Below are 18,966 nucleotides of genomic sequence, written 5' to 3' on the forward strand. Positions count from 1 at the left end.
ACCCATACAGTCGTGTGGTGGAAGAGCACAATCTTATCATAAATGAAAAAAGTAGTACTTGGATTTAGCGGAGGACTTGATACTTCCTATTGCGTAAAATACCTGACAGATGACAAAGGGTATGAAGTGCATTCAGTAATCGTTAATACCGGTGGTTTTTCTGCGGAAGAGCTGCAGGAAATAGAACGACGTGCATATAGCCTGGGAGTAAAGAGTCATAAGACCGTAGATGCAATACGTTCCTATTATGATAGTGCTATCAAATACCTCGTATTTGGTAATGTGCTGAAAAATAATACCTACCCACTCAGCGTAAGTGCAGAGCGCGTTACACAGGCTCTGGCTATTGCAGAGCATGTAAAAGAAGTAGGTGCTGACGCTGTTGCACACGGTAGCACCGGTGCCGGTAATGATCAGGTACGTTTCGATATGATCTTCCACATCATGATTCCGGGTGTAGAGATCATTACGCCGATCCGCGATCTGAAACTGAGCCGTGAAGAAGAGATCGAATACCTGAAAGCGAAGGGTGTAGAAATGAATTTCGCAAAAGCAGCTTATTCTATTAATAAAGGTATCTGGGGTACATCTGTAGGCGGTAAAGAAACCCTGACTTCCGATGGCTTCCTGCCTGAAGAAGCATGGCCGACACAGCTGACCAAAGAAGGTACTGAAAAAGTGTCCCTGCAGTTTGTAAAAGGTGAACTGACCGGTGTGAATGGTAAAACCTTCTCTCATCCGTCAGAAGCGATCCAGCACCTGCAGGAGATCGCCGGCGCATACGCTATCGGTCGTGATATCCACGTAGGTGATACTATCATCGGTATCAAAGGTCGTGTAGGTTTTGAAGCAGCAGCGCCTGTTATCATTATCAAAGCACACCATGCACTGGAAAAACACGTGCTCACAAAATGGCAGCTGACCTGGAAAGACCAGTTGTCTCAGTTCTACGGTAACTGGTTGCATGAAGGTCAGGTAATGGACCCGATCATGCGCGATATCGAAGCATTCCTGCAGAATAGTCAGGGTCATGTGACAGGTGAAGTATTTGTGACCTTACAGCCTTATCGCTTCCAGGTAACAGGTATCAAATCTGAATTTGATCTGATGAGCAGCAAGTTCGGTAAATACGGTGAAATGAACAGTGGCTGGAGTGGTGAAGACGTGAGAGGTTTCAGCAAAATATTCGGTAACCAGACTATGATCTGGCATCAGGTTGCAGAAAGTGTCAAGGGCAAATAGCCGGCGGCGTAAAACAGATGAAAATGGCAAATGACAAGAAGATAAAGGCGGGGATTATAGGTGGCGCCGGATATGGCGGTGGTGAAATGATCCGTCTTTTGTTGAATCATCCCAACGTAGAGATTTCTTATGTACATAGCCGGAGTAATGCCGGCAATCCCCTGTACGCAGTACATGCCGACCTGCTGGGGGAAACTGAACTGACCTTTACAGGAGAAGTAAGCAACGATATCGATGTATTGTTCCTTTGTCTGGGTCATGGTGAAGCAAAGAAATTCGTGGAAGCAACAGATATCGCTGCGTCTGTAAAGATCATCGATCTCAGTCAGGATTTCAGACTGGGAGAGACGGTGAAAGGCCGCGAGTTTGTATACGGTCTTCCCGAAATGCAACGCGAAAAAATTATTACTGCAAATAATATTGCCAACCCTGGTTGTTTTGCAACAGGTATCCAGTTAGGATTGTTGCCACTGGCCAAAGCGGGTTTGCTGCAGGAAGTACATACCACCGGTATCACCGGATCCACCGGTGCAGGACAGAGTCTACAGGCCACTTCACATTTCACGTGGAGAGCCAATAACATCTCTACCTACAAAGTACTGAGCCATCAGCATCTGAAAGAAATACGACGAAGCCTGCAGCTGTTGCAGCCTTCCTTTACCGGAGACGTTAACTTCGTACCGGTTCGCGGAGATTTTCCAAGAGGTATCTGGGTCACCTCTTACCTGCAGAGCGATTTATCGCTCGAAGAAGCGCAGCAGCTGTACAAAGACTATTACGCAGGCCATCCATTCACACATGTAAGTGATAAACAGATTGACCTGAAGCAGATTGTGAACACCAATAAATGTTTAATCCAACTCGAAAAAGTAGGTAACAAACTGGTGATCCATTCCATTGAGGATAATCTGTTGAAAGGTGCGTCAGGACAGGCGGTTCAGAATATGAACCTCCTATTTGGATTTGATGAAACTGCTGGTCTGAAGTTGAAGTCTGTCGTATTTTAACTATGCCCGATTAAGTGCCAATTTTTTACAATCCTCCCGCAATAAACGGGAAACAATCAGAGCTACCATGCAATTATTTGACGTATATCCCATCAACGATATCACTATAGAAAAGGCGGCCGGTTCCAATGTATGGGACGATAAAGGCAACCAGTATCTTGATCTGTACGGCGGTCATGCCGTGATCTCCATCGGTCATACACATCCGCACTACGTAAAGAGATTAACAGATCAGTTACAGAAAGTAGGATTCTATTCCAACTCTATCAAAATACCTTTGCAACAGGAACTGGCAGCGAAACTCGGTAAGATCTCCGGTAAGGAAGATTATCAGCTGTTTCTTTGTAACTCCGGTGCTGAAGCAAACGAGAATGCACTGAAACTGGCTTCTTTCCACAATGGCAAGAAGAAGGTGATTGCATTCAAAAAATCTTTCCACGGGAGAACTTCACTGGCAGTAGCTGCGACCGACAATCCGAAGATTGTAGCGCCTGTAAATGAAACTGACAACGTGGTATTTCTGCCATGGCAGGATGAAGCTGCACTGGAAGCGGCCTTTAAACAATACGAAGTATCTTCTGTTATCATCGAAGGTATTCAGGGTGTAGGCGGTATTCAGGTAGCAAGTGCTTCTTTCCTGCAGAAGATCAGAAGCCTGTGTGATGCACATAATGCAGTGTTTATTGCAGATAGCGTACAGTGTGGTTATGGCAGAAGCGGTAAATTCTATTCTCATGATTTTGCCGGCGTAAATGCTGACATCTACACCATGGCGAAAGGTATGGGTAATGGTTTCCCTATCGGTGGTATTATCATCGCTCCGCATATTCAGGCATCTTACGGTCTGCTGGGTACTACCTTTGGTGGTAATCATCTGGCTTGTGCCGCTGCACTGGCAGTATTGGAAGTGATCGAACAGGATAATCTGATCGAAAACGCAGCAAAGGTAGGTGCTTACCTGATCGAACAGCTGAAGGCATTCCCGCAGGTAAAAGAAGTAAGAGGCAGAGGCCTGATGATTGGTATTGAACTGCCGGAAGAGCTGAACCATGTGAGAAAAGAATTGTTGTTTAAGCACAGGATATTCACCGGTGAAGCAAAGCCAAACGTTATCAGATTGCTGCCTTCCCTGGCACTGACCATGGAGCATGCAGATCAGTTCCTGACAGCATTCAAACAGGAAGTAGGTAAAAACTAACATCAATCATCATCAGAGCCATACTAAAAAATGAAACAATTTATTTCCGTAGATGATGTTCCAAGTGTCCCGCGTTTAGTGGATATCGCACTGGACTATAAAAAACAGCCTTTCAAAGACAGAAAATTAGGTGAGAACAAAACACTGGGGATGATCTTCCTGAATCCCAGTCTGCGAACACGATTGAGTACGCAGGTGGCAGCGAAGAACCTGGGAATGGAAGTAGTAGTATTCAATATCGATAAGGAAGGCTGGCAGCTGGAAATGAATGATGGCGCTATCATGAACGGAAATACATCTGAGCACGTGAAAGAAGCGGCTGCTGTAATGGGCCAGTACTTCGATATCATGGCCATCCGTACTTTTCCGGGCCTGAAAGACAAAGAAGCTGATTACAAAGAAAAATATATCAACCAGTTCATCAAATACGCAGGTGTGCCTGTTGTAAGTCTGGAAAGCGCTACGCTGCATCCTTTGCAGAGCTTAACAGACGTCATCACCATTAAGGAGCAATGGCAGCAGCCACGCAGACCAAAAGTGGTTATGACCTGGGCGCCGCACGTAAAACCATTGCCACAGGCAGTTCCAAACTCCTTTGCACAGTGGATCAATGGCTGGGGTGAAGCAGATTTCGTGATCACACATCCGGAAGGATATGAACTGGATCCGAAGTTCTCCGGCAACGCACAGATCGAATACAATCAGGAGAAAGCCCTGGAAGGTGCCGATTTCGTGTATGTGAAGAACTGGTCATCTTACAAAGATTACGGTAAGATCACCTGCACTGACAGCAACTGGATGGTGACCAACGATAAACTCAAAGGTACCAATCAGGCAAAAGTAATGCACTGCCTGCCTGTAAGAAGGAATGTAGTGATTGCTGACGAAGTGCTGGACGGCCCGCAGTCTATCGTAATCCCTGAAGCGGCTAACCGTGTATGGGCTGCGCAGGCTGTACTGAGCGAGATCTTAAAAGGTAACATGTAATATCGTATGATCGATCTGTTTGTAATAAAAGTAGGCGGTAACGTCATCGATAATCCAAACCTGCTGGAAGCATTTCTACAGAAATTCGCTTCCATTAAAGGAAAGAAAATACTGATCCATGGGGGTGGCAAAATTGCCACCCGCATTGGTGATCAGCTGGGCATAGAATCAAAGTACGTGAACGGTCGCCGTATCACGGATGCTGCCACTATCGATGTGGTGACAATGGTGTACGGAGGATTGGTCAACAAACAGCTGGTGGCTAAACTGCAGGCGAATGGATGTAATGCGATCGGTATGACCGGCGCAGACGCCAATATCATTCCCGCAGTAAAACGCCCGGTAAAAGAAATTGACTTCGGATTTGTCGGAGATGTAAACACAACAGATGTGCAGGCCGCTCCGCTGAAAGCATTGCTGGAAGCTGGTCTGACGCCTGTATTTGCACCACTGACACACGATGGCAAAGGACAGATGCTGAATACCAATGCAGATACCATCGCCTCTTCTCTTGCAATAGCGTTATCTGAAACATATAGCGTAAGACTGATCTACTGCTTCGAAAAGAAAGGCGTACTGCACGATGCCAATGATGATAATGCGGTCATTAATCTGATAGACCGTATGATCTACGAAGAACTCAAAGCTGATAACGTACTGACAGACGGAATCCTGCCTAAACTGGAAAATGCTTTCGCAGCTATTGAAAGTGGTGTGGCAGAAGTGCTGATAGGTCACGCAGATGACGTACAGAGCAACACCACAGACACAGTAGCGGGTACCTTAATACGCTAAACCTATGTGGAACCAAGAACTGTATGATGATGCAGTAACATTATTAAAAGGGCTGATCTCTATTCCTTCCCTGAGCAGGGAAGAACAGGGGACTGCACAACTGATCGCTGATTTTCTCAAAGAAAGGAATGTTCCTTATCAGCAGCATCTGAATAATATCTGGGCAAAGAACAAGCACTTTGATCCCGCAAAGCCTGTAATTGTATTCAATTCTCACCACGATACCGTTAAACCTAACCCGCAATATACACGTGACCCTTTTTCTCCTGATGTAGTTGATGGTAAACTGTATGGTCTTGGCAGTAATGACGCCGGCGGATGTCTGGTAAGTCTGATCGCCACCTTCCTGCATTTTTATGAACGTAGCGATATGGCCTACAACATTGTACTGACTGCTACTGCAGAAGAAGAAATCAGTGGTGTAAATGGTATTGAAAGCATCCTTTCACAGCTCCCGGCTATTGAATTTGCTATTGTAGGAGAGCCTACACAAACACAACTGGCTACTGCTGAAAAAGGACTGATGGTACTGGATTGTACCGTAACCGGTAAAGCTGGTCATGCTGCACGTGATGAAGGAGAAAATGCGTTTTATAAAGCACTGCCGGATCTTGAATGGTTCCGTACTTTCCGTTTTCCAAAAGTATCTGATACACTGGGCCCCGTTAAGATGAGCGTGACAGTGATCAATACGTCCAATAAAGCACATAACGTCGTACCGGCTGATTGTACTTTCGTAGTAGATGTGCGTGTAACTGAACAGTATACGCTGGAAGAAGTGCTGGAGATTATCCGCGCCAATGTACAGTGTGAGGTGAAACCACGCTCCCTGCGTATGCGTCCTTCCGGTATTCCTTCAGACCATCCGTTTGTACAGGCAGGATTGCGTCATGGCAAAACTACTTATGGTTCACCGACCACCTCTGATCAGGCATTGATCCCCGGTACTTCCATTAAAATGGGACCCGGAGATTCAGCCCGTTCACATACGGCGGATGAATACATTTACCTTGATGAAGTACGTCAGGGTATTGATAGTTATATTAAATTACTCGAAGAAATCTTGTAGATATGAAAATATGGCAAAAAGATAAAACTGCACTGGCAGAAGTGGACAAGTTCACAGTAGGAAAAGACCGTGAAATGGACGCTTATCTCGCGCCATTCGATGTGCTGGGTTCACTTGCACATACCACCATGCTGGAAAGTATTGGTCTGCTGACAGCAGAAGAACTGGCTATCCTGCAAAAGGAATTAAAACAGATATACAAAGAGATACAGGAAGGCAATTTTGTACTGGAAGATGGTGTGGAAGATATCCATTCACAGGTAGAATTGCTGCTTACCCGCAGACTCGGAGAAGTGGGTAAGAAAATACATAGCGGTCGTTCCCGTAACGATCAGGTGCTGGTAGATCTGAAACTGTTCCTTCGTCATGAACTGGAAGTGCTGGTAGGAGAAGTGAAGGCGCTGTTTGACCTGTTACAACAGAAAAGTATTCAGTATAAAGATCAGCTGATACCGGGTTATACACACCTGCAGATAGCAATGCCATCTTCTTTTGGATTATGGTTTGGCGCTTACGCGGAAAGTCTGGTAGATGATCTGACTGTATTACAGAGTGCTTATAAAGTAGTGAATAAAAACCCTCTGGGTTCTGCGGCTGGTTATGGTTCTTCTTTCCCGTTGAATCGTACCATGACCACACAGCTGCTCGGTTTTGATGATCTGAACTACAATGTGGTGTATGCACAGATGGGACGTGGTAAAACAGAAAAGATCGTTTCATTTGCACTGGCAGGAATTGCTTCCACACTGGCAAAAATGTCAATGGATGCATGTCTGTTTATGAACCAGAACTTTGGTTTCATCAGCTTCCCTGATGAACTGACCACTGGTTCCAGCATTATGCCACACAAAAAGAATCCGGATGTGTGGGAACTGATCCGCTCTCATGGCAATAAACTGCAGGCACTGCCAAACGAAATTGCGATGATGATCACCAACCTGCCAAGCGGCTATCACCGTGATCTGCAGCTACTGAAGGAAAATCTCTTCCCTGCATTTGGCGTGTTGAAAGATTGTCTGCAAATGGCTGGTCTGATGCTGGAAAATATCCGTATCAAAGAGAATATTCTGGCTGATGATAAATACCGTTATCTGTTCAGTGTGGAAGTGGTAAACCGTCTGGTATTGGAAGGTGTGCCGTTCCGTGAAGCCTACAAACAGGTCGGACTGGATATTGAGAAAGGTAACTTTGCACCTGAGCATACCGTGCAGCATACACACGAAGGCAGCATCGGTAATCCGGGTAATGAAGAAGTGAATAGGATGATGGATGAAGTGATCAAGGGATTTCCTTTCGGAAAAGTAGCAGCAGCAGTAGAGAAACTGTTAAGCTAAACGAATAAGCTATAAAAGAAGAAGCCTGAAAGTATGACACTTTCAGGCTTCTTCTTTTATAGCTTATTACTAAATAGCTTCGATAGATAACTTAGTGGATTTCTCCTTTTCGTCATACTCAGAAACAATGATATGCCCATCCTTTGCAGGATAGATGTTTGTTTTCACTGTATTGTTGGTCTTGGCTATTTTACGTACGATCTTTTTATCATGTACGTTATAGATGGTAATGTCTTTTTCACCTTTTACAATCAGGAAAGAAGTTTTGGTATCCGGATTGGTTAATGAATAGAAACTACAGTTGTCCGCGGCTTTGAATATCGGCGCGGAGTTCTTTTGTTTGTACACGTCAGTACCGATACTGTCAACATAACTGATCTTACCATTTTTATCCATTTGCATCAGCAGTACATCATCAAAAGAATAATGACCGAATGCGCCTGTTGCCGCCATCACATAGTAAGGAATCAGCAGTGGAGACATGATGGCGCCGGCGATGATGGCACCCTTATTTTTCTTTGCAGTAAGACGACTGCCGAGGAAATAGGTATTACCATCAAAGTCCCTGAAGGAAGGACGGGGCACGATATGACCATGCGCACTGTTGATGTAACCTTTTTTGCTGATGTCTTTGTTGGTACTGTCTGCCCAGCAGGAATAAACCGTTTTCACGTCTTCTTTGTGCGCAGCGTTGATATCCATTTTGTAAATGCCCTGTACTTCTCCGTTGTAGATACCATAGACATTGTTCATACCATTATTCCATGATTTGCTGCCAACAGTACCGGAGATAAATAATTTACCGGTAAGCGGATCATTGCCAAAACCAAGAATATCCAGCATACGCTGTTTTTTATCCTTCAGTGGCAGTTTCAGGGTAGGAGAGTTAGCCGTACCGCTGTAACCAAACAAGGTATAACCACTACGGGATTCCATATCAGCTTTTTGTGTCAGCAGATAGATATCATCACCAGACGTGTGCAGGTAGTAACTGGCTGCTACTTCTTTTACCTGTCTTTCACTGATCTTTTCACCTGCTGTATTAAAGGTGAGCAAAGGTTTTTTAGACTTATCACCATAGAAGGCGGCAAAGCCTACATTGCTGATATTTTTCAGCTGTATGTCTTCTTTGAAAGGACTGATACCCGCTTCATATTCTTTCAGGGTTACGTAGATATCCATGTCAGCTTTCTTTTCGAAAGTTTTTGTGATCTCTCCCTGAAGATTGATGAACTGTGCGAAGAAAGATACATAGCCTTTCTTTGCGGCCTGTTTGTAGGAGATCCTATGTCTCGGTGTAATATCCAGCACATCGCTTTTGATGTATGCGAGACAGAGAATGTCCTGTTCAAATGCCACATCCCGCAGGATCAGTTTCTGCTGACGGAACTTCACCTTCCCGATATCATTCAGGTTTTCGTCCATGATCGTGATGGCATAGTTGAAGGAATCTTTACTGGCTTTTTCCAGTTCAGTAAATGTCAGGTAACCTACGAGACTGCCATCCTGAACAATGCTGTGCAGGGAGGTGGAAATGCCGCTGCCTACCTGTTTAAATACCCTCGATTGTGCATGGGTATTCAGTACGATGAATAATGTGTACAGGAATAATAGGAGTCGTTTTTTCATTTTAAAATGTTTGAAAAGTGCAACGATGAGGTATGGGTTTGAAATATATAGTGTATAGGGCCTGTACCGTTCTGAAGGGTGGTATGCAATGAAATACTTGTTACAGGGCGCTTATGGGCAAACGCGCTGTCAGGCATACGAACAGTTGTGGTCATTTGTGACCCGGTATAAGGTATCATGCAATTGTCCCTTCTTAGGTATAGGTATGATTTTTAATGCAATATAGTAAAAATATATGCTATGTAACTGAAATAAAAAGGGCTGTCCCCTCCACTGGGAGACAGCCCTTTTCTGTTTAAGGCTAATTTAGAAGGCTATATTGATGCCGGCAAAGAAATTGGTGCCAGCCATCGGATAATATCCGTTAGACGATTTTTCGACCCCTTCCTCTTTAAATGCATAGGTCCATCCGTTAGGGGAATATTTCTTATTCCAGATGTTGTTCAGCATGAACTGCACCCCCAGTTCTTTAAAGAGCTTTTGAGGAATGGTGTAGTTGAAACGCAGGTCATTGGTATAATAACCGTCAAGGCTGCGTTCTTTCACTTCTGAGTTATCGAGGTATTGTCTGCTTACATACTTACCGATCAGACTCACTTCCAGATTTTTAACCGGTCTGGCTGACAGGGTATACCCGCCTACGAAAGAAGGTGAGAATGCGATATTGGTACTGTTGTATACAACGGTATCCTGTGCACCTGTGTCGAAATTGTCGATGAAGTACTGGAAGTTCTGCACTTTATTGCGGCTGAAGGCTGCATTGGCAGCAAGTGTAAACAGACGGCCGAGGCGGGTACTACCCTGCAATTCGATACCGGCGCGGTAACTTTTTGGAATGTTGGTACGGGTATAAGCACCCACATCATTCAGTTTACCAGTCTGTACCAGCTGGTTTTTGTAGTTCATGTAGTAGGCATTTGCCTGCAGCACGATATTACCGCTGCGGTAAGTGTAACCTGCTTCTACATCACGGAGCGTTTCGTGTTTAGGTGTATTGTTCACACCTGCTTCGAAGTCATCACGATTCGGTTCTTTATTACCCACAGCAAAGGAGGCGTATACTTCCTGACGATCGTTCAGCGTGTAAGAGATACCTGCTTTCGGATTGAAGAAGTTGTAGGAATTATGTTGTATCAGTGAAGGATTTTTATCGAATCCGTCGATGTTATATTGTACGGTGCGGTATTGCAGATCGGCAAACAGACGGAGTGCAGAGGTCACTTTATACTGTCCTTTCCAATACACGTTCAGGTCGCGTTTGAAGGCGTCGTTGTCATAGTATTTGTGGTCTTTATCGATCGGGTATTGTGCCCAGATGATTTTACCATAGTGACCGCCTTCATAGCGGTTCCAACCGCCACCCAGACTCCAGTTCAGTTTGTCGCCTTTATAGTTGACAGAGAAGATACCACCATAGAAATGATTATCCAGCCAGAGCTGTCTGATGAGATCTGTAGTGGTGACAGGAGCGCCGTTGATCACAGGATCTGCGATGCCATAATCGGCGAAAGCTTCCTGTTCGCGATATTGTTCGTAATAGCCTCTGCCACGGGTGTAATGTGCCGCTACGTTGAAATCCAGTTTGCTGCTAAGAGACTGGTTCAGGAATAACTGGTAATGGTCCTGCTGGTAGTTGTCCGTCTCATTATCGTAGTAAGTACCATCAGCACGCTGCCCGGCAGAGTTATAGGTACGGTGTGTTTTCAGTGAATCATAAGGCACGCCGTTCCACGCCTGATAAGTTTTTTCCTTACCGGAAAACACGTTCAGACGGATAGCTGTATTCTTTGAAATATAGGCTGCGGAAGTGTAGAAAGATTTCAGGTCGGAAGATGCGCGGTCCATGTATCCATCAGAAGAGATCTTTGATAATCTTGCATCGATAGTGAAGTGGTCGTTGATCAGACCGGAGCCTACTTTAACAGTGTTTTTCCACGAGTTATAGGAGCCAACACTACTGTTGACTTCTGCGTATGCTTTATCTCTGAAATCGTTGGTACTGAGGTTGAGTGAAGCACCGAACGCGCCGGCGCCATTGGTTGAAGTACCTACGCCACGTTGTAACTGAATACTGCTTACGGAAGAAGCAAAGTCGGGCATGTTCACGAAGAATGTACCCTGTGATTCTGCGTCATTAATGGGAATACCGTTGGCAGTAACATTGATACGCGTGATATCGGAGCCTCTTACACGGATACCGGTATAACCAATGCCTGTACCGGCGTCAGAGTTGGTGACTACACCTGGCAGCTGATTCAGCAGCAGGGGCAGGTCCTGACCAAGGTTCTGTTTTTTGATCTCTTCTGCGGTCAGGGTGGACTGTGTAAAAGGAGCGTGTTCACCCACACGGAGACTGGAAATCTCAACAGGTTTTACGAAGAGACCGGTTTCTTCCAGCGAAAAGTCTGTCTGGATGGTACTACCGGTAGCATTAATAGTAGTGGTAAAAGATTTGAATCCAAGGTAGCTTACCTGTAAGGTATATTGGCCTTTGGATGGAATCGTAAAACGGTATTGACCATTGGCGTTGGTATGCATACCAGCGTTGGTAGAGGGGATACTTACAGAAACACCTTCCAGCGGTTTTCCGTTGGATTTGTTGGTAACGACTCCGGTCAGCACAGTTTGCGCGTGCACAGTACTTAAGCTGCAGAGCAGCAAAAGGAATAAAAATTGTCTCATGGACTATGACGGTTTAATAGCTTACAATCTGTAGCTTTCAACTTAACAAATGGGTAAGGAAGAGATTGTTCGCTTACCTTTCCTAAACAGCATTACCTGGTCAGGTTCAACGGGTCTGATCTCAGCCTGATAGTAAGGCACCCCGAGGTGAAACCGGGAGTTGTATTGTTTAATTGCGCGGGATGCGCACTCCTGTTTCCGGGAGCAAAGTTATAGCGGTCGTCGTTAAAAAGTGAAAATATTTTTCATAATGACAGAAAAAGTATAATTTCCATCTATCTACATGTCTCTCCACAATTGAATACTCCCTGAACATTTTTTATTGTTAACCATAATTTGAATCTGTAATGATTAAGTTACAATTGATCGGGCATCTGGGACATGATGCAATTCAGCGGAATGTAAATGGTCACACTGTTTTAGGTTTTCGCGTGGCGCATACGGAGCGTTTTAAGTCGCGGGACGGGGAGTTGCAGGAAAGGACAATCTGGGTGGATTGTTCCCTTTGGAACAAGGAGAAGCTGGGGCCCTATCTGAGAACGGGCACCCGTGTGTTTGTTGAGGGAAATCCTTCGGCGGATAATTATGTGAATGGTCAGGGGGAAAATGTATCGGTGATGCGGCTGCGGGTGCTGCAGTTACAATTACTGACGAGTCGCCGTGATGGTGGTAAGCGGGAGAATGAGGTGGAAGAGATTGTGATGGTAAATGAAGATCCGGCGGATGATCTGCCGTTTTAGAAGATGACAAATACCGCAGATATGAGAAGAGGCTGTCCTATTGAAAGAGGACAGCCTCTTTCTTTTATACAGCATTGACACGGCGTCGTCCGGATACAGGAGGGATATTAAAATGGCGAACAGCAGTAGTTAGCAGGGCGGACAGCTCTTTATGTCTGTCAGATGTCTCTACGGAGAGGCAAAGCAGGGGAGCAATACCCGGATATCCGGAGTATATGGGGCAGCAGGGGGGCGCAGACAGGATGTAAACGGGAATAGCAGCCGGAGATAAGGTGGAGATGAGGTGGACTTGATCAGTATATATTATTGTATTTCAATTGATTGTGGGATACGTGTTTGGGGTGCTTCAACTACAATCTGACAGCAGTCTATGGCATTTTTTGCCATGATCCGGGGCTGAGTATATACGTTGCTGATAGACATGTATGAGATATTATCCATATTATTTAGCAGGCTTAGCCAGCGTGTTTTGGACTGAAATATTAAATTAGGCATTTTATTACTGACTTTCTTATAAACATTTTCTACGAGCTGAAAGTCTTTGTAGTAAAGGATTATAGTAAGATATCGTTATACAGTTAACCCCTGTTAAGCGGACGTTATTATCGCTTTTTCTAAAAAAGATTTGGCAGGAATGATTTTAATCCTATCTTTGCAACCTCATTGCGAGGTAGAGCAGAGGTAGCTCGTCGGGCTCATAACCCGAAGGTCAGGGGTTCGAATCCTCTCCTCGCTACTAACAAAAAAGCCGAATCTGATTCGGCTTTTTTTATTTCAGGAAGTTCAGGAAATTAGTAGTGCATGCATAAAGCGGGTTTTGTAAATATTTTCGGTAAGGCCAATGCAGGGAAAAGTACCCTGATGAACGCTCTGGTGGGCGAGAAATTGGCTATTGTATCACCGAAGGTGCAAACAACAAGACATCGTATTACGGGTGTGGTGACAACACCGGAATATCAGATCGTATTCTCTGATACCCCCGGTATTATTGATCCCCGTTACCGCCTGCACGAAAAAATGATGGGTGCTGTTAAGTCTGCACTTGAAGATGCCGACGTAGCCATGTTAATCATGGACGTGAAGGATAATCTGGAAGAAAACCTCTCCCTGTTTGCGTCACTGAAGCTAAAAGCCCGCAGCATACTGGTGCTTAATAAATCAGATCTGCTGATGAAAGAAGAGCTGGAAGTGCTGGTGAAAAAGTGTGAAGAGTGGGGTAAAGCGGAAAAGGTGGTGCTGATATCAGCTATGCAGGGTAAAGGTGTTCCGGCGTTGCTGGAGACGATTGTAGCCATGCTCCCCGAAAGCGAACCTTTCTATCCGGAAGATACCTTAACAGATAAGTCTACACGCTTCTTCGTAGGCGAGATCGTCCGGGAAAAAATATTCCAGCTCTTTGACGAAGAGATCCCTTATCACACAGCAGTAGCTGTAACACAATTTCAGGAAAAGAATACGCTGATCAAAATCTCAGCGGATATTATCGTGACGCGTGAAACGCAGAAAGCGATCATCCTGGGTGACAAAGGATCTTCCATTAAAAAGATCGGTACACTGGCCCGCCAGGATATCGAGAAATTTGTGGGTCAGAAAGTGTTCCTTGAACTGTTTGTGAAAGTAAGAGGCAAGTGGCGGGATAATGATATTTATTTAAAGGAATACGGTTATTAATTTTATTTAGTTATGGCAGGATTTACAGTAGCAATCGTCGGTCGTCCAAACGTAGGGAAATCTACGCTTTTCAACCGTTTGCTGGAACAGCGTAAAGCCATCGTTGATGACGTGAGCGGTGTTACGCGTGACAGACAATACGGTGTGGCGGACTGGAACGGGAAATCGTTCAACGTGATTGATACCGGTGGTTTTGTATCCAGAAGTGAAGATGTATTCGAGCGGGAAATACGCAAACAGGTGAAAATAGCTATGGAGGAAGCCAATCTCCTGCTGTTCATGTGTGATGTGGCAACAGGTATCACTGACCTGGATGCAGAGATGGCAGATATTCTGCGTCGCTCTTCCAAACCGGTGATCCTTGTGGTAAACAAAGTAGATAATGCTACCCGTCAGCTGGAAGCGACGGAGTTTTATAGCCTCGGTTTTGAAAAGGTATTTTTCATGTCTTCCATGAGTGGTAGCGGTAGTGGTGAACTGCTGGATGAAATTACTGAACAGATTCCGGAAGATGATGAAACAAAAGAAGCGGTAGAAGCTGCGGAAGCATTGCCTAAGATCGCGATTATCGGTCAGCCGAACGTAGGTAAATCATCCCTGCTGAACGCCCTGATCGGTGAAGAAAGGAACATTGTGTCTGATATTCCGGGAACCACCCGCGATACCATCCACACGCACTACAAAATGTTCCAGAAAGATTTCGTACTGATTGATACAGCGGGTTTACGCCGTAAAAATAAGGTGCAGGAAGACCTTGAGTTCTATTCCGTTATCCGCGCGATCAAAGCGATGGATGAAGCAGATGTTTGCCTGCTGCTGCTGGATGCAACCAAAGGTATCACTGCGCAGGATCTCAGCATTTTCAGTCTGGCCGGCCGTAAAGGTAAAGGTCTGGTCGTACTGGTAAATAAATGGGACCTGATCGACGATAAGAGTACCAACTCTGCAAGGGACTATGAGAAAGACCTGAAAGGTCGTCTGGCTCCATTCAGCGATGTGCCTGTGATATTCACCTCCGTTGTGGAAAAGCAGCGTATTTTCAAGGCGATCGAAGAGGCTTTACGTGTATACGAAAACCGTAAACGTAAGGTACAGACTTCGAAACTGAATGAAGTGATGCTGAAGGCGATCGAATCTTTCCACCCACCGGTAGTAAGAGGTATTCCTATCAAAATCAAGTATGTAACGCAGCTGCCGACATTTACACCGGCTTTCGCGTTCTTCTGTAATCTGCCGGATGACGTAAAACAGCCATATCGTAACTACCTTGAAAATCAGTTGCGTAGCAATTTTGATTTCGAAGGCGTTCCGTTGAAACTGTTTTTCAGAAAGAAATAAAAGTAAATTTTCGTAGGGGTATTGTTCCATAACTAAAAATAACTATACCTTTGCGCATCTTTTAAAACAAACTAAGCATGAAAAAATTATTCTTCTTCGCAGTTGCTGCCGGTATGTTCTTCGTAGCTTGCAACAGCGGTGCATCTACTACTTCTGCTGATTCTACTGCTACTGCTCCAACTGTTGATACAGTTGCTGCTACTCCAGTTGATTCTGCTGCTACAACTGTAGATTCTGCTGCTACTCCAGCTGCTGATACTACTGCTGCTGCTCCTGCTGCAGAAGCAAAACACTAATCCTGTTTTGTAGAATTAATTTATTAGCCGTCTCGTGTAAACGAGGCGGTTTTTTGTTTTAATGAAGATTGGAATGTAGACTAGATGGAAGGGGAGGCAATTGAGGGGATAAGATATTTTCTTGCGAGAGATCGTGTGGGTTAGCAGATGAAGGATATCTGTAAAGCTCAACGATGATAGTCAGGTAGAATAAGGCCGGTAGCAGCCTTTCAGGATCAGGAGGTAATACTGATTCACCAACAGGTAAGGCGGCAAGGGAGTATGTATAGCGGGCGACGAGGTTAAAGGCTTATTTATCTGTATGGTATTAATCAATAAAATATTGGCATAAAACAGAGAGGGCGTTCGCTGTCAGCGAACGCCCTCTCTGTTTTGATTTAAGCAGCTATATCAGGAACAAGTTATTATCCTCAAATGCTTAATTGTTACTTCTTATTCAACACCTGTATCGCCTTCTTCATCATCTCATCATCCTTATTCAGGGATTCATAAAAACCTGCATAGCTCCACATCTGTCTGGCCAGTAATGCTTTCAGGCGTGTTTTGATCTCATTCTCATCGTGCGGCTTGATAGATTCAACCCCACGGATGCTATCTTTCACAGCGAATGCTTTGTAAGCATTATACAGTTCATTGGATACCTGAAACTGATTACTGAAATCAGTAGCATCTTTATAACGTTTGAATTCCTCTTTATGGCTGTTGAAGTACTGATAAGTGAAGTTGCTGAATGTACTGCGGGTGTACATGCTGGTCAGTACATTGGAGAAACGGCTGGTGTCAAACGGAATAAAGATATCTGGTGTGATACCACCGCCACCATATACTACGCGGCCACTGGCAGTTTTGAACTGAATTGTATCCAGCTGGTGAATGCTGTCTCTGTTCACGAATTCACCATGGTTGAAGCGGTTCATGATATCATCGTCGTAGGCTTCGCGGCCTTCAGCGTAAGATTTCTGGATGCTTCTGCCGGAATTGAGGTAGTAGCGTGCTACAGTCAGACGTAATGCGCCGCCGTTGCTCAGGTCAAACTGTTCCTGTACCAGCCCTTTACCAAAGGTACGGCGACCGATGATAGTACCACGATCCCATTCCTGTACGGCGCCCGCAAGAATTTCACTGGCACTGGCAGAACCTTCGTCTGTCAGGATGGTCAGGCCGCCTTTTTCAAACAGGCCCGGTTTTTCACAACGATAGTCTGAACGGGGGTAGCTCTTACCCTTTGTATACACGATCAGTTTATTATCATCCAGCAGTTCGTCTGCAATACGGGTAGCCGCATCCAGATAACCGCCGGGGTTCTGACGCAGATCGATCACCAGTTTGGTCATACCTGCCTTGCTCAGTTTACGCATGGCATCCACAAATTCCTGATAGGTGGTACCGGAGAACTTATTGATCTTGATATAACCGATTTCCGGAGAAACCATATAAGAGGCATCGATGCTGTATAATGGAATATCGCCGCGAATGATCTGAATAGGCATTATTTTCTGCTGGCGTAACATGGTAACGGTCACTTTTGAGTTTTTCGGACCACGTAACAGTTTCCTGATCTTATCACCGGAAATGTCGTTGCCGGCTACGAGGGAGTCGTTTACCCTGAGGATTTTGTCTCCGGTTTGTACGCCGGCTGTTTCTGACGGACCGCCGGAAACGACAGATACCACGTTCACAGTATCTGCGATGATATTGAATTCCACCCCAATACCGGAGAAATGACCTTCCAGATCTTCATTCACGGTTTGCAGATTGGAGGGTGGTATGTAGATAGAGTGTGGGTCCAGGTGGCTGAGCAGTCCCTGAATGGCTTCCTCCTGAAGGTCGTCTACCTTTAAGGTATCTACGTATTTTATTTTCAGCAGATCCATGACTTCCTGCAGTGGTGCCCGGTCAGGTCGGGTAAATAGTAAGGTCTGCGCCCCTGTATTGGCACCTGGCATTTTGTGCCCCAGATACATTCCCAATGCCAGTACTATTGCAAATAAGAGAGGTAAAAAAACATTCAGTTTCCTGTTCGACATAATCATGTATTGAAAACAGCGAAAAGCTAAGCTTGTATCTTGTCGCTATTTATTTAACTTGTGGCAAAAATAGTATATTAAAGCTCAACCTTCAACGGAAGTGTCATGAAAGTACAGCTAATTGCAGATAGTGGATCTACCAAGGCAGAATGGTGCCTGCTGGGGGCCAGAGAGACCGGCCGTTATAAGACTACCGGTATCAGCCCGTATTTTCTGAATGCAGCGCAGATCAGGGAGCTGCTGGAGAAAGAGTTACTGCCACAGCTACCGCCTGATGTGCAGATAGATGAGGTCCATTATTATGGAACGGGCTGTCTGCAGCGTAAGAGTGTCGAGATCGTGGAAACCGCCCTGAAAGCGGTATGGCCTGTCGCTTCTATTGAAGTGAACCATGATCTGATGGGAGCTGCCAGAGGATTGTGTGGAAAAGAGCCGGGTATTGCCAGTATACTGGGTACGGGGTCTAATTCCTGTTATTTTGACGGTACTACCGTTAAAAAGAACAATCCCGGTCTGGGTTATGTACTGGGTGATGAGGGCAGTGGTGCATATCTGGGTAAAAAGCTCCTGCAATATTACCTGTATAACTCTTTTGACGAAGAACTGAAAGCGCGTTTTGACGCCCAGTACAATACCAATCATGAGGAAATACTGGAGAATGTATACCGCCGGCCGCTGCCTAACCGCTATCTGGCCAGTTTTGCACAGTTTCTGGGCGAAAACAGGGGCCATTTCATCGTAGAAAACATTCTGGAAGACAGTTTAAACGAATTCTTCTTTAGCCATATTTATAAGTACAGCGAAAGCTGGACACATCCCCTGCACTTCACGGGAAGTATTGCGTGGCATTTTCAGGACATCCTGAAGGAACTGTGCGAACTGTATGAGTTGCAGATGGGCCGGATATTGCGCAGTCCTATGGACGGACTGATGGCGTATCATCAATAATCA

Annotated in this window: 15 protein-coding genes, 1 tRNA gene and 1 riboswitch; of the genes, 13 read left to right on the forward strand and 3 right to left on the reverse strand. The window is 45.1% G+C overall.

Features of this window, described 5'->3' with window-relative positions:
* The first annotated feature begins 42 nt into the window (after positions 1 to 42).
* From argG to argH, 7 genes are all read left to right on the forward strand, one after another.
* The gene (gene argG, locus FEF09_RS05405; RefSeq protein WP_146304166.1) at positions 43 to 1,242 is read left to right on the forward strand and encodes an argininosuccinate synthase; all 1,200 of its coding nucleotides are present in this window, start codon (positions 43 to 45) and stop codon (positions 1,240 to 1,242) included.
* 23 nt (positions 1,243 to 1,265) lie between these two features.
* Positions 1,266 to 2,249: an N-acetyl-gamma-glutamyl-phosphate reductase gene (gene argC, locus FEF09_RS05410; RefSeq protein WP_146304167.1), complete on the forward strand. Its 984-nt coding sequence runs from the start codon at positions 1,266 to 1,268 to the stop codon at positions 2,247 to 2,249.
* Between the two features lie 67 nt (positions 2,250 to 2,316).
* Complete coding sequence (locus FEF09_RS05415; protein ID WP_146304168.1) at positions 2,317 to 3,447, forward strand: aspartate aminotransferase family protein; 1,131 nt, start codon at positions 2,317 to 2,319, stop codon at positions 3,445 to 3,447.
* 30 nt (positions 3,448 to 3,477) lie between these two features.
* Complete coding sequence (locus FEF09_RS05420; RefSeq protein ID WP_089816270.1) at positions 3,478 to 4,434, forward strand: N-acetylornithine carbamoyltransferase; 957 nt, start codon at positions 3,478 to 3,480, stop codon at positions 4,432 to 4,434.
* Between the two features lie 6 nt (positions 4,435 to 4,440).
* Positions 4,441 to 5,229, forward strand: coding sequence for an acetylglutamate kinase (gene argB / locus FEF09_RS05425; protein ID WP_146304169.1), 789 nt, complete (start codon positions 4,441 to 4,443; stop codon positions 5,227 to 5,229).
* 4 nt (positions 5,230 to 5,233) lie between these two features.
* Positions 5,234 to 6,298 carry a M20 family metallo-hydrolase gene (locus FEF09_RS05430; RefSeq protein ID WP_146304170.1) on the forward strand — a complete coding sequence of 355 codons (1,065 nt, stop codon included), beginning with the start codon at positions 5,234 to 5,236 and terminating at the stop codon, positions 6,296 to 6,298.
* A gap of 2 nt (positions 6,299 to 6,300) precedes the next feature.
* The gene (argH, locus tag FEF09_RS05435) at positions 6,301 to 7,632 is read left to right on the forward strand and encodes an argininosuccinate lyase (protein WP_146304171.1); all 1,332 of its coding nucleotides are present in this window, start codon (positions 6,301 to 6,303) and stop codon (positions 7,630 to 7,632) included.
* A 69-nt stretch (positions 7,633 to 7,701) separates the two neighbouring features.
* Here argH and FEF09_RS05440 read toward each other — a convergent pair whose 3' ends face one another.
* Positions 7,702 to 9,261, reverse strand: coding sequence for a DUF6770 family protein (locus FEF09_RS05440; RefSeq protein WP_146304172.1), 1,560 nt, complete (start codon positions 9,259 to 9,261; stop codon positions 7,702 to 7,704).
* A gap of 306 nt (positions 9,262 to 9,567) precedes the next feature.
* Complete coding sequence (locus FEF09_RS05445; RefSeq protein WP_146304173.1) at positions 9,568 to 11,943, reverse strand: TonB-dependent receptor; 2,376 nt, start codon at positions 11,941 to 11,943, stop codon at positions 9,568 to 9,570.
* Positions 11,944 to 12,005: 62 nt separating this feature from the next.
* Positions 12,006 to 12,098, reverse strand: a riboswitch (TPP riboswitch).
* 192 nt (positions 12,099 to 12,290) lie between these two features.
* Between FEF09_RS05445 and FEF09_RS05450 the strand changes: the two genes are divergently transcribed.
* The 5 genes from FEF09_RS05450 (at position 12,291) to FEF09_RS05470 (ending at position 15,988) form a co-directional block, all read left to right on the forward strand.
* Entirely contained in the window at positions 12,291 to 12,683 is a 393-nt protein-coding gene (locus FEF09_RS05450) for a single-stranded DNA-binding protein (RefSeq protein ID WP_146304174.1), read from the forward strand.
* Between the two features lie 664 nt (positions 12,684 to 13,347).
* Positions 13,348 to 13,419: transfer RNA gene (locus tag FEF09_RS05455), tRNA-Met, on the forward strand.
* 65 nt (positions 13,420 to 13,484) lie between these two features.
* Positions 13,485 to 14,354, forward strand: a complete 870-nt coding sequence (era, locus tag FEF09_RS05460; protein WP_146304175.1) for a GTPase Era — start codon at positions 13,485 to 13,487, stop codon at positions 14,352 to 14,354.
* Between the two features lie 12 nt (positions 14,355 to 14,366).
* A complete protein-coding gene (der, locus tag FEF09_RS05465) occupies positions 14,367 to 15,692 on the forward strand; it encodes a ribosome biogenesis GTPase Der (protein ID WP_146304176.1) in 1,326 nt (441 codons plus the stop codon).
* A 77-nt stretch (positions 15,693 to 15,769) separates the two neighbouring features.
* On the forward strand, positions 15,770 to 15,988 hold the full coding sequence (locus FEF09_RS05470; RefSeq protein WP_146304177.1) for a hypothetical protein: 219 nt from the start codon (positions 15,770 to 15,772) through the stop codon (positions 15,986 to 15,988).
* A gap of 425 nt (positions 15,989 to 16,413) precedes the next feature.
* On the opposite strand, the gene FEF09_RS05475 is transcribed toward FEF09_RS05470, so the two are convergent.
* A complete protein-coding gene (locus tag FEF09_RS05475) occupies positions 16,414 to 18,015 on the reverse strand; it encodes a S41 family peptidase (RefSeq protein ID WP_261387347.1) in 1,602 nt (533 codons plus the stop codon).
* 105 nt (positions 18,016 to 18,120) lie between these two features.
* Here FEF09_RS05475 and FEF09_RS05480 point away from each other — a divergent pair, with 105 nt between their 5' ends.
* Entirely contained in the window at positions 18,121 to 18,963 is an 843-nt protein-coding gene (locus FEF09_RS05480) for an N-acetylglucosamine kinase (RefSeq protein WP_146304179.1), read from the forward strand.
* Positions 18,964 to 18,966: the final 3 nt, after the last annotated feature.

Source organism: Chitinophaga pinensis, from assembly GCF_007896845.1.
GTDB lineage: Bacteria > Bacteroidota > Bacteroidia > Chitinophagales > Chitinophagaceae > Chitinophaga > Chitinophaga pinensis_C.

Excerpts from the sequence above, each read along its gene's own strand:
- FEF09_RS05415 (WP_146304168.1), top strand. The coding sequence starts at position 2,317 with ATGCAATTATTTGACGTATATCCCATCAACGATATCACTATAGAAAAG.
- argG (WP_146304166.1), top strand. The coding sequence starts at position 43 with ATGAAAAAAGTAGTACTTGGATTTAGCGGAGGACTTGATACTTCCTAT.
- FEF09_RS05445 (WP_146304173.1), bottom strand. The coding sequence starts at position 11,943 with ATGAGACAATTTTTATTCCTTTTGCTGCTCTGCAGCTTAAGTACTGTG.
- argC (WP_146304167.1), top strand. The coding sequence starts at position 1,266 with ATGGCAAATGACAAGAAGATAAAGGCGGGGATTATAGGTGGCGCCGGA.
- argH (WP_146304171.1), top strand. The coding sequence starts at position 6,301 with ATGAAAATATGGCAAAAAGATAAAACTGCACTGGCAGAAGTGGACAAG.
- FEF09_RS05470 (WP_146304177.1), top strand. The coding sequence starts at position 15,770 with ATGAAAAAATTATTCTTCTTCGCAGTTGCTGCCGGTATGTTCTTCGTA.
- FEF09_RS05420 (WP_089816270.1), top strand. The coding sequence starts at position 3,478 with ATGAAACAATTTATTTCCGTAGATGATGTTCCAAGTGTCCCGCGTTTA.
- era (WP_146304175.1), top strand. The coding sequence starts at position 13,485 with ATGCATAAAGCGGGTTTTGTAAATATTTTCGGTAAGGCCAATGCAGGG.
- FEF09_RS05450 (WP_146304174.1), top strand. The coding sequence starts at position 12,291 with ATGATTAAGTTACAATTGATCGGGCATCTGGGACATGATGCAATTCAG.
- FEF09_RS05475 (WP_261387347.1), bottom strand. The coding sequence starts at position 18,015 with ATGTCGAACAGGAAACTGAATGTTTTTTTACCTCTCTTATTTGCAATA.
- FEF09_RS05430 (WP_146304170.1), top strand. The coding sequence starts at position 5,234 with ATGTGGAACCAAGAACTGTATGATGATGCAGTAACATTATTAAAAGGG.
- argB (WP_146304169.1), top strand. The coding sequence starts at position 4,441 with ATGATCGATCTGTTTGTAATAAAAGTAGGCGGTAACGTCATCGATAAT.
- der (WP_146304176.1), top strand. The coding sequence starts at position 14,367 with ATGGCAGGATTTACAGTAGCAATCGTCGGTCGTCCAAACGTAGGGAAA.
- FEF09_RS05440 (WP_146304172.1), bottom strand. The coding sequence starts at position 9,261 with ATGAAAAAACGACTCCTATTATTCCTGTACACATTATTCATCGTACTG.
- FEF09_RS05480 (WP_146304179.1), top strand. The coding sequence starts at position 18,121 with ATGAAAGTACAGCTAATTGCAGATAGTGGATCTACCAAGGCAGAATGG.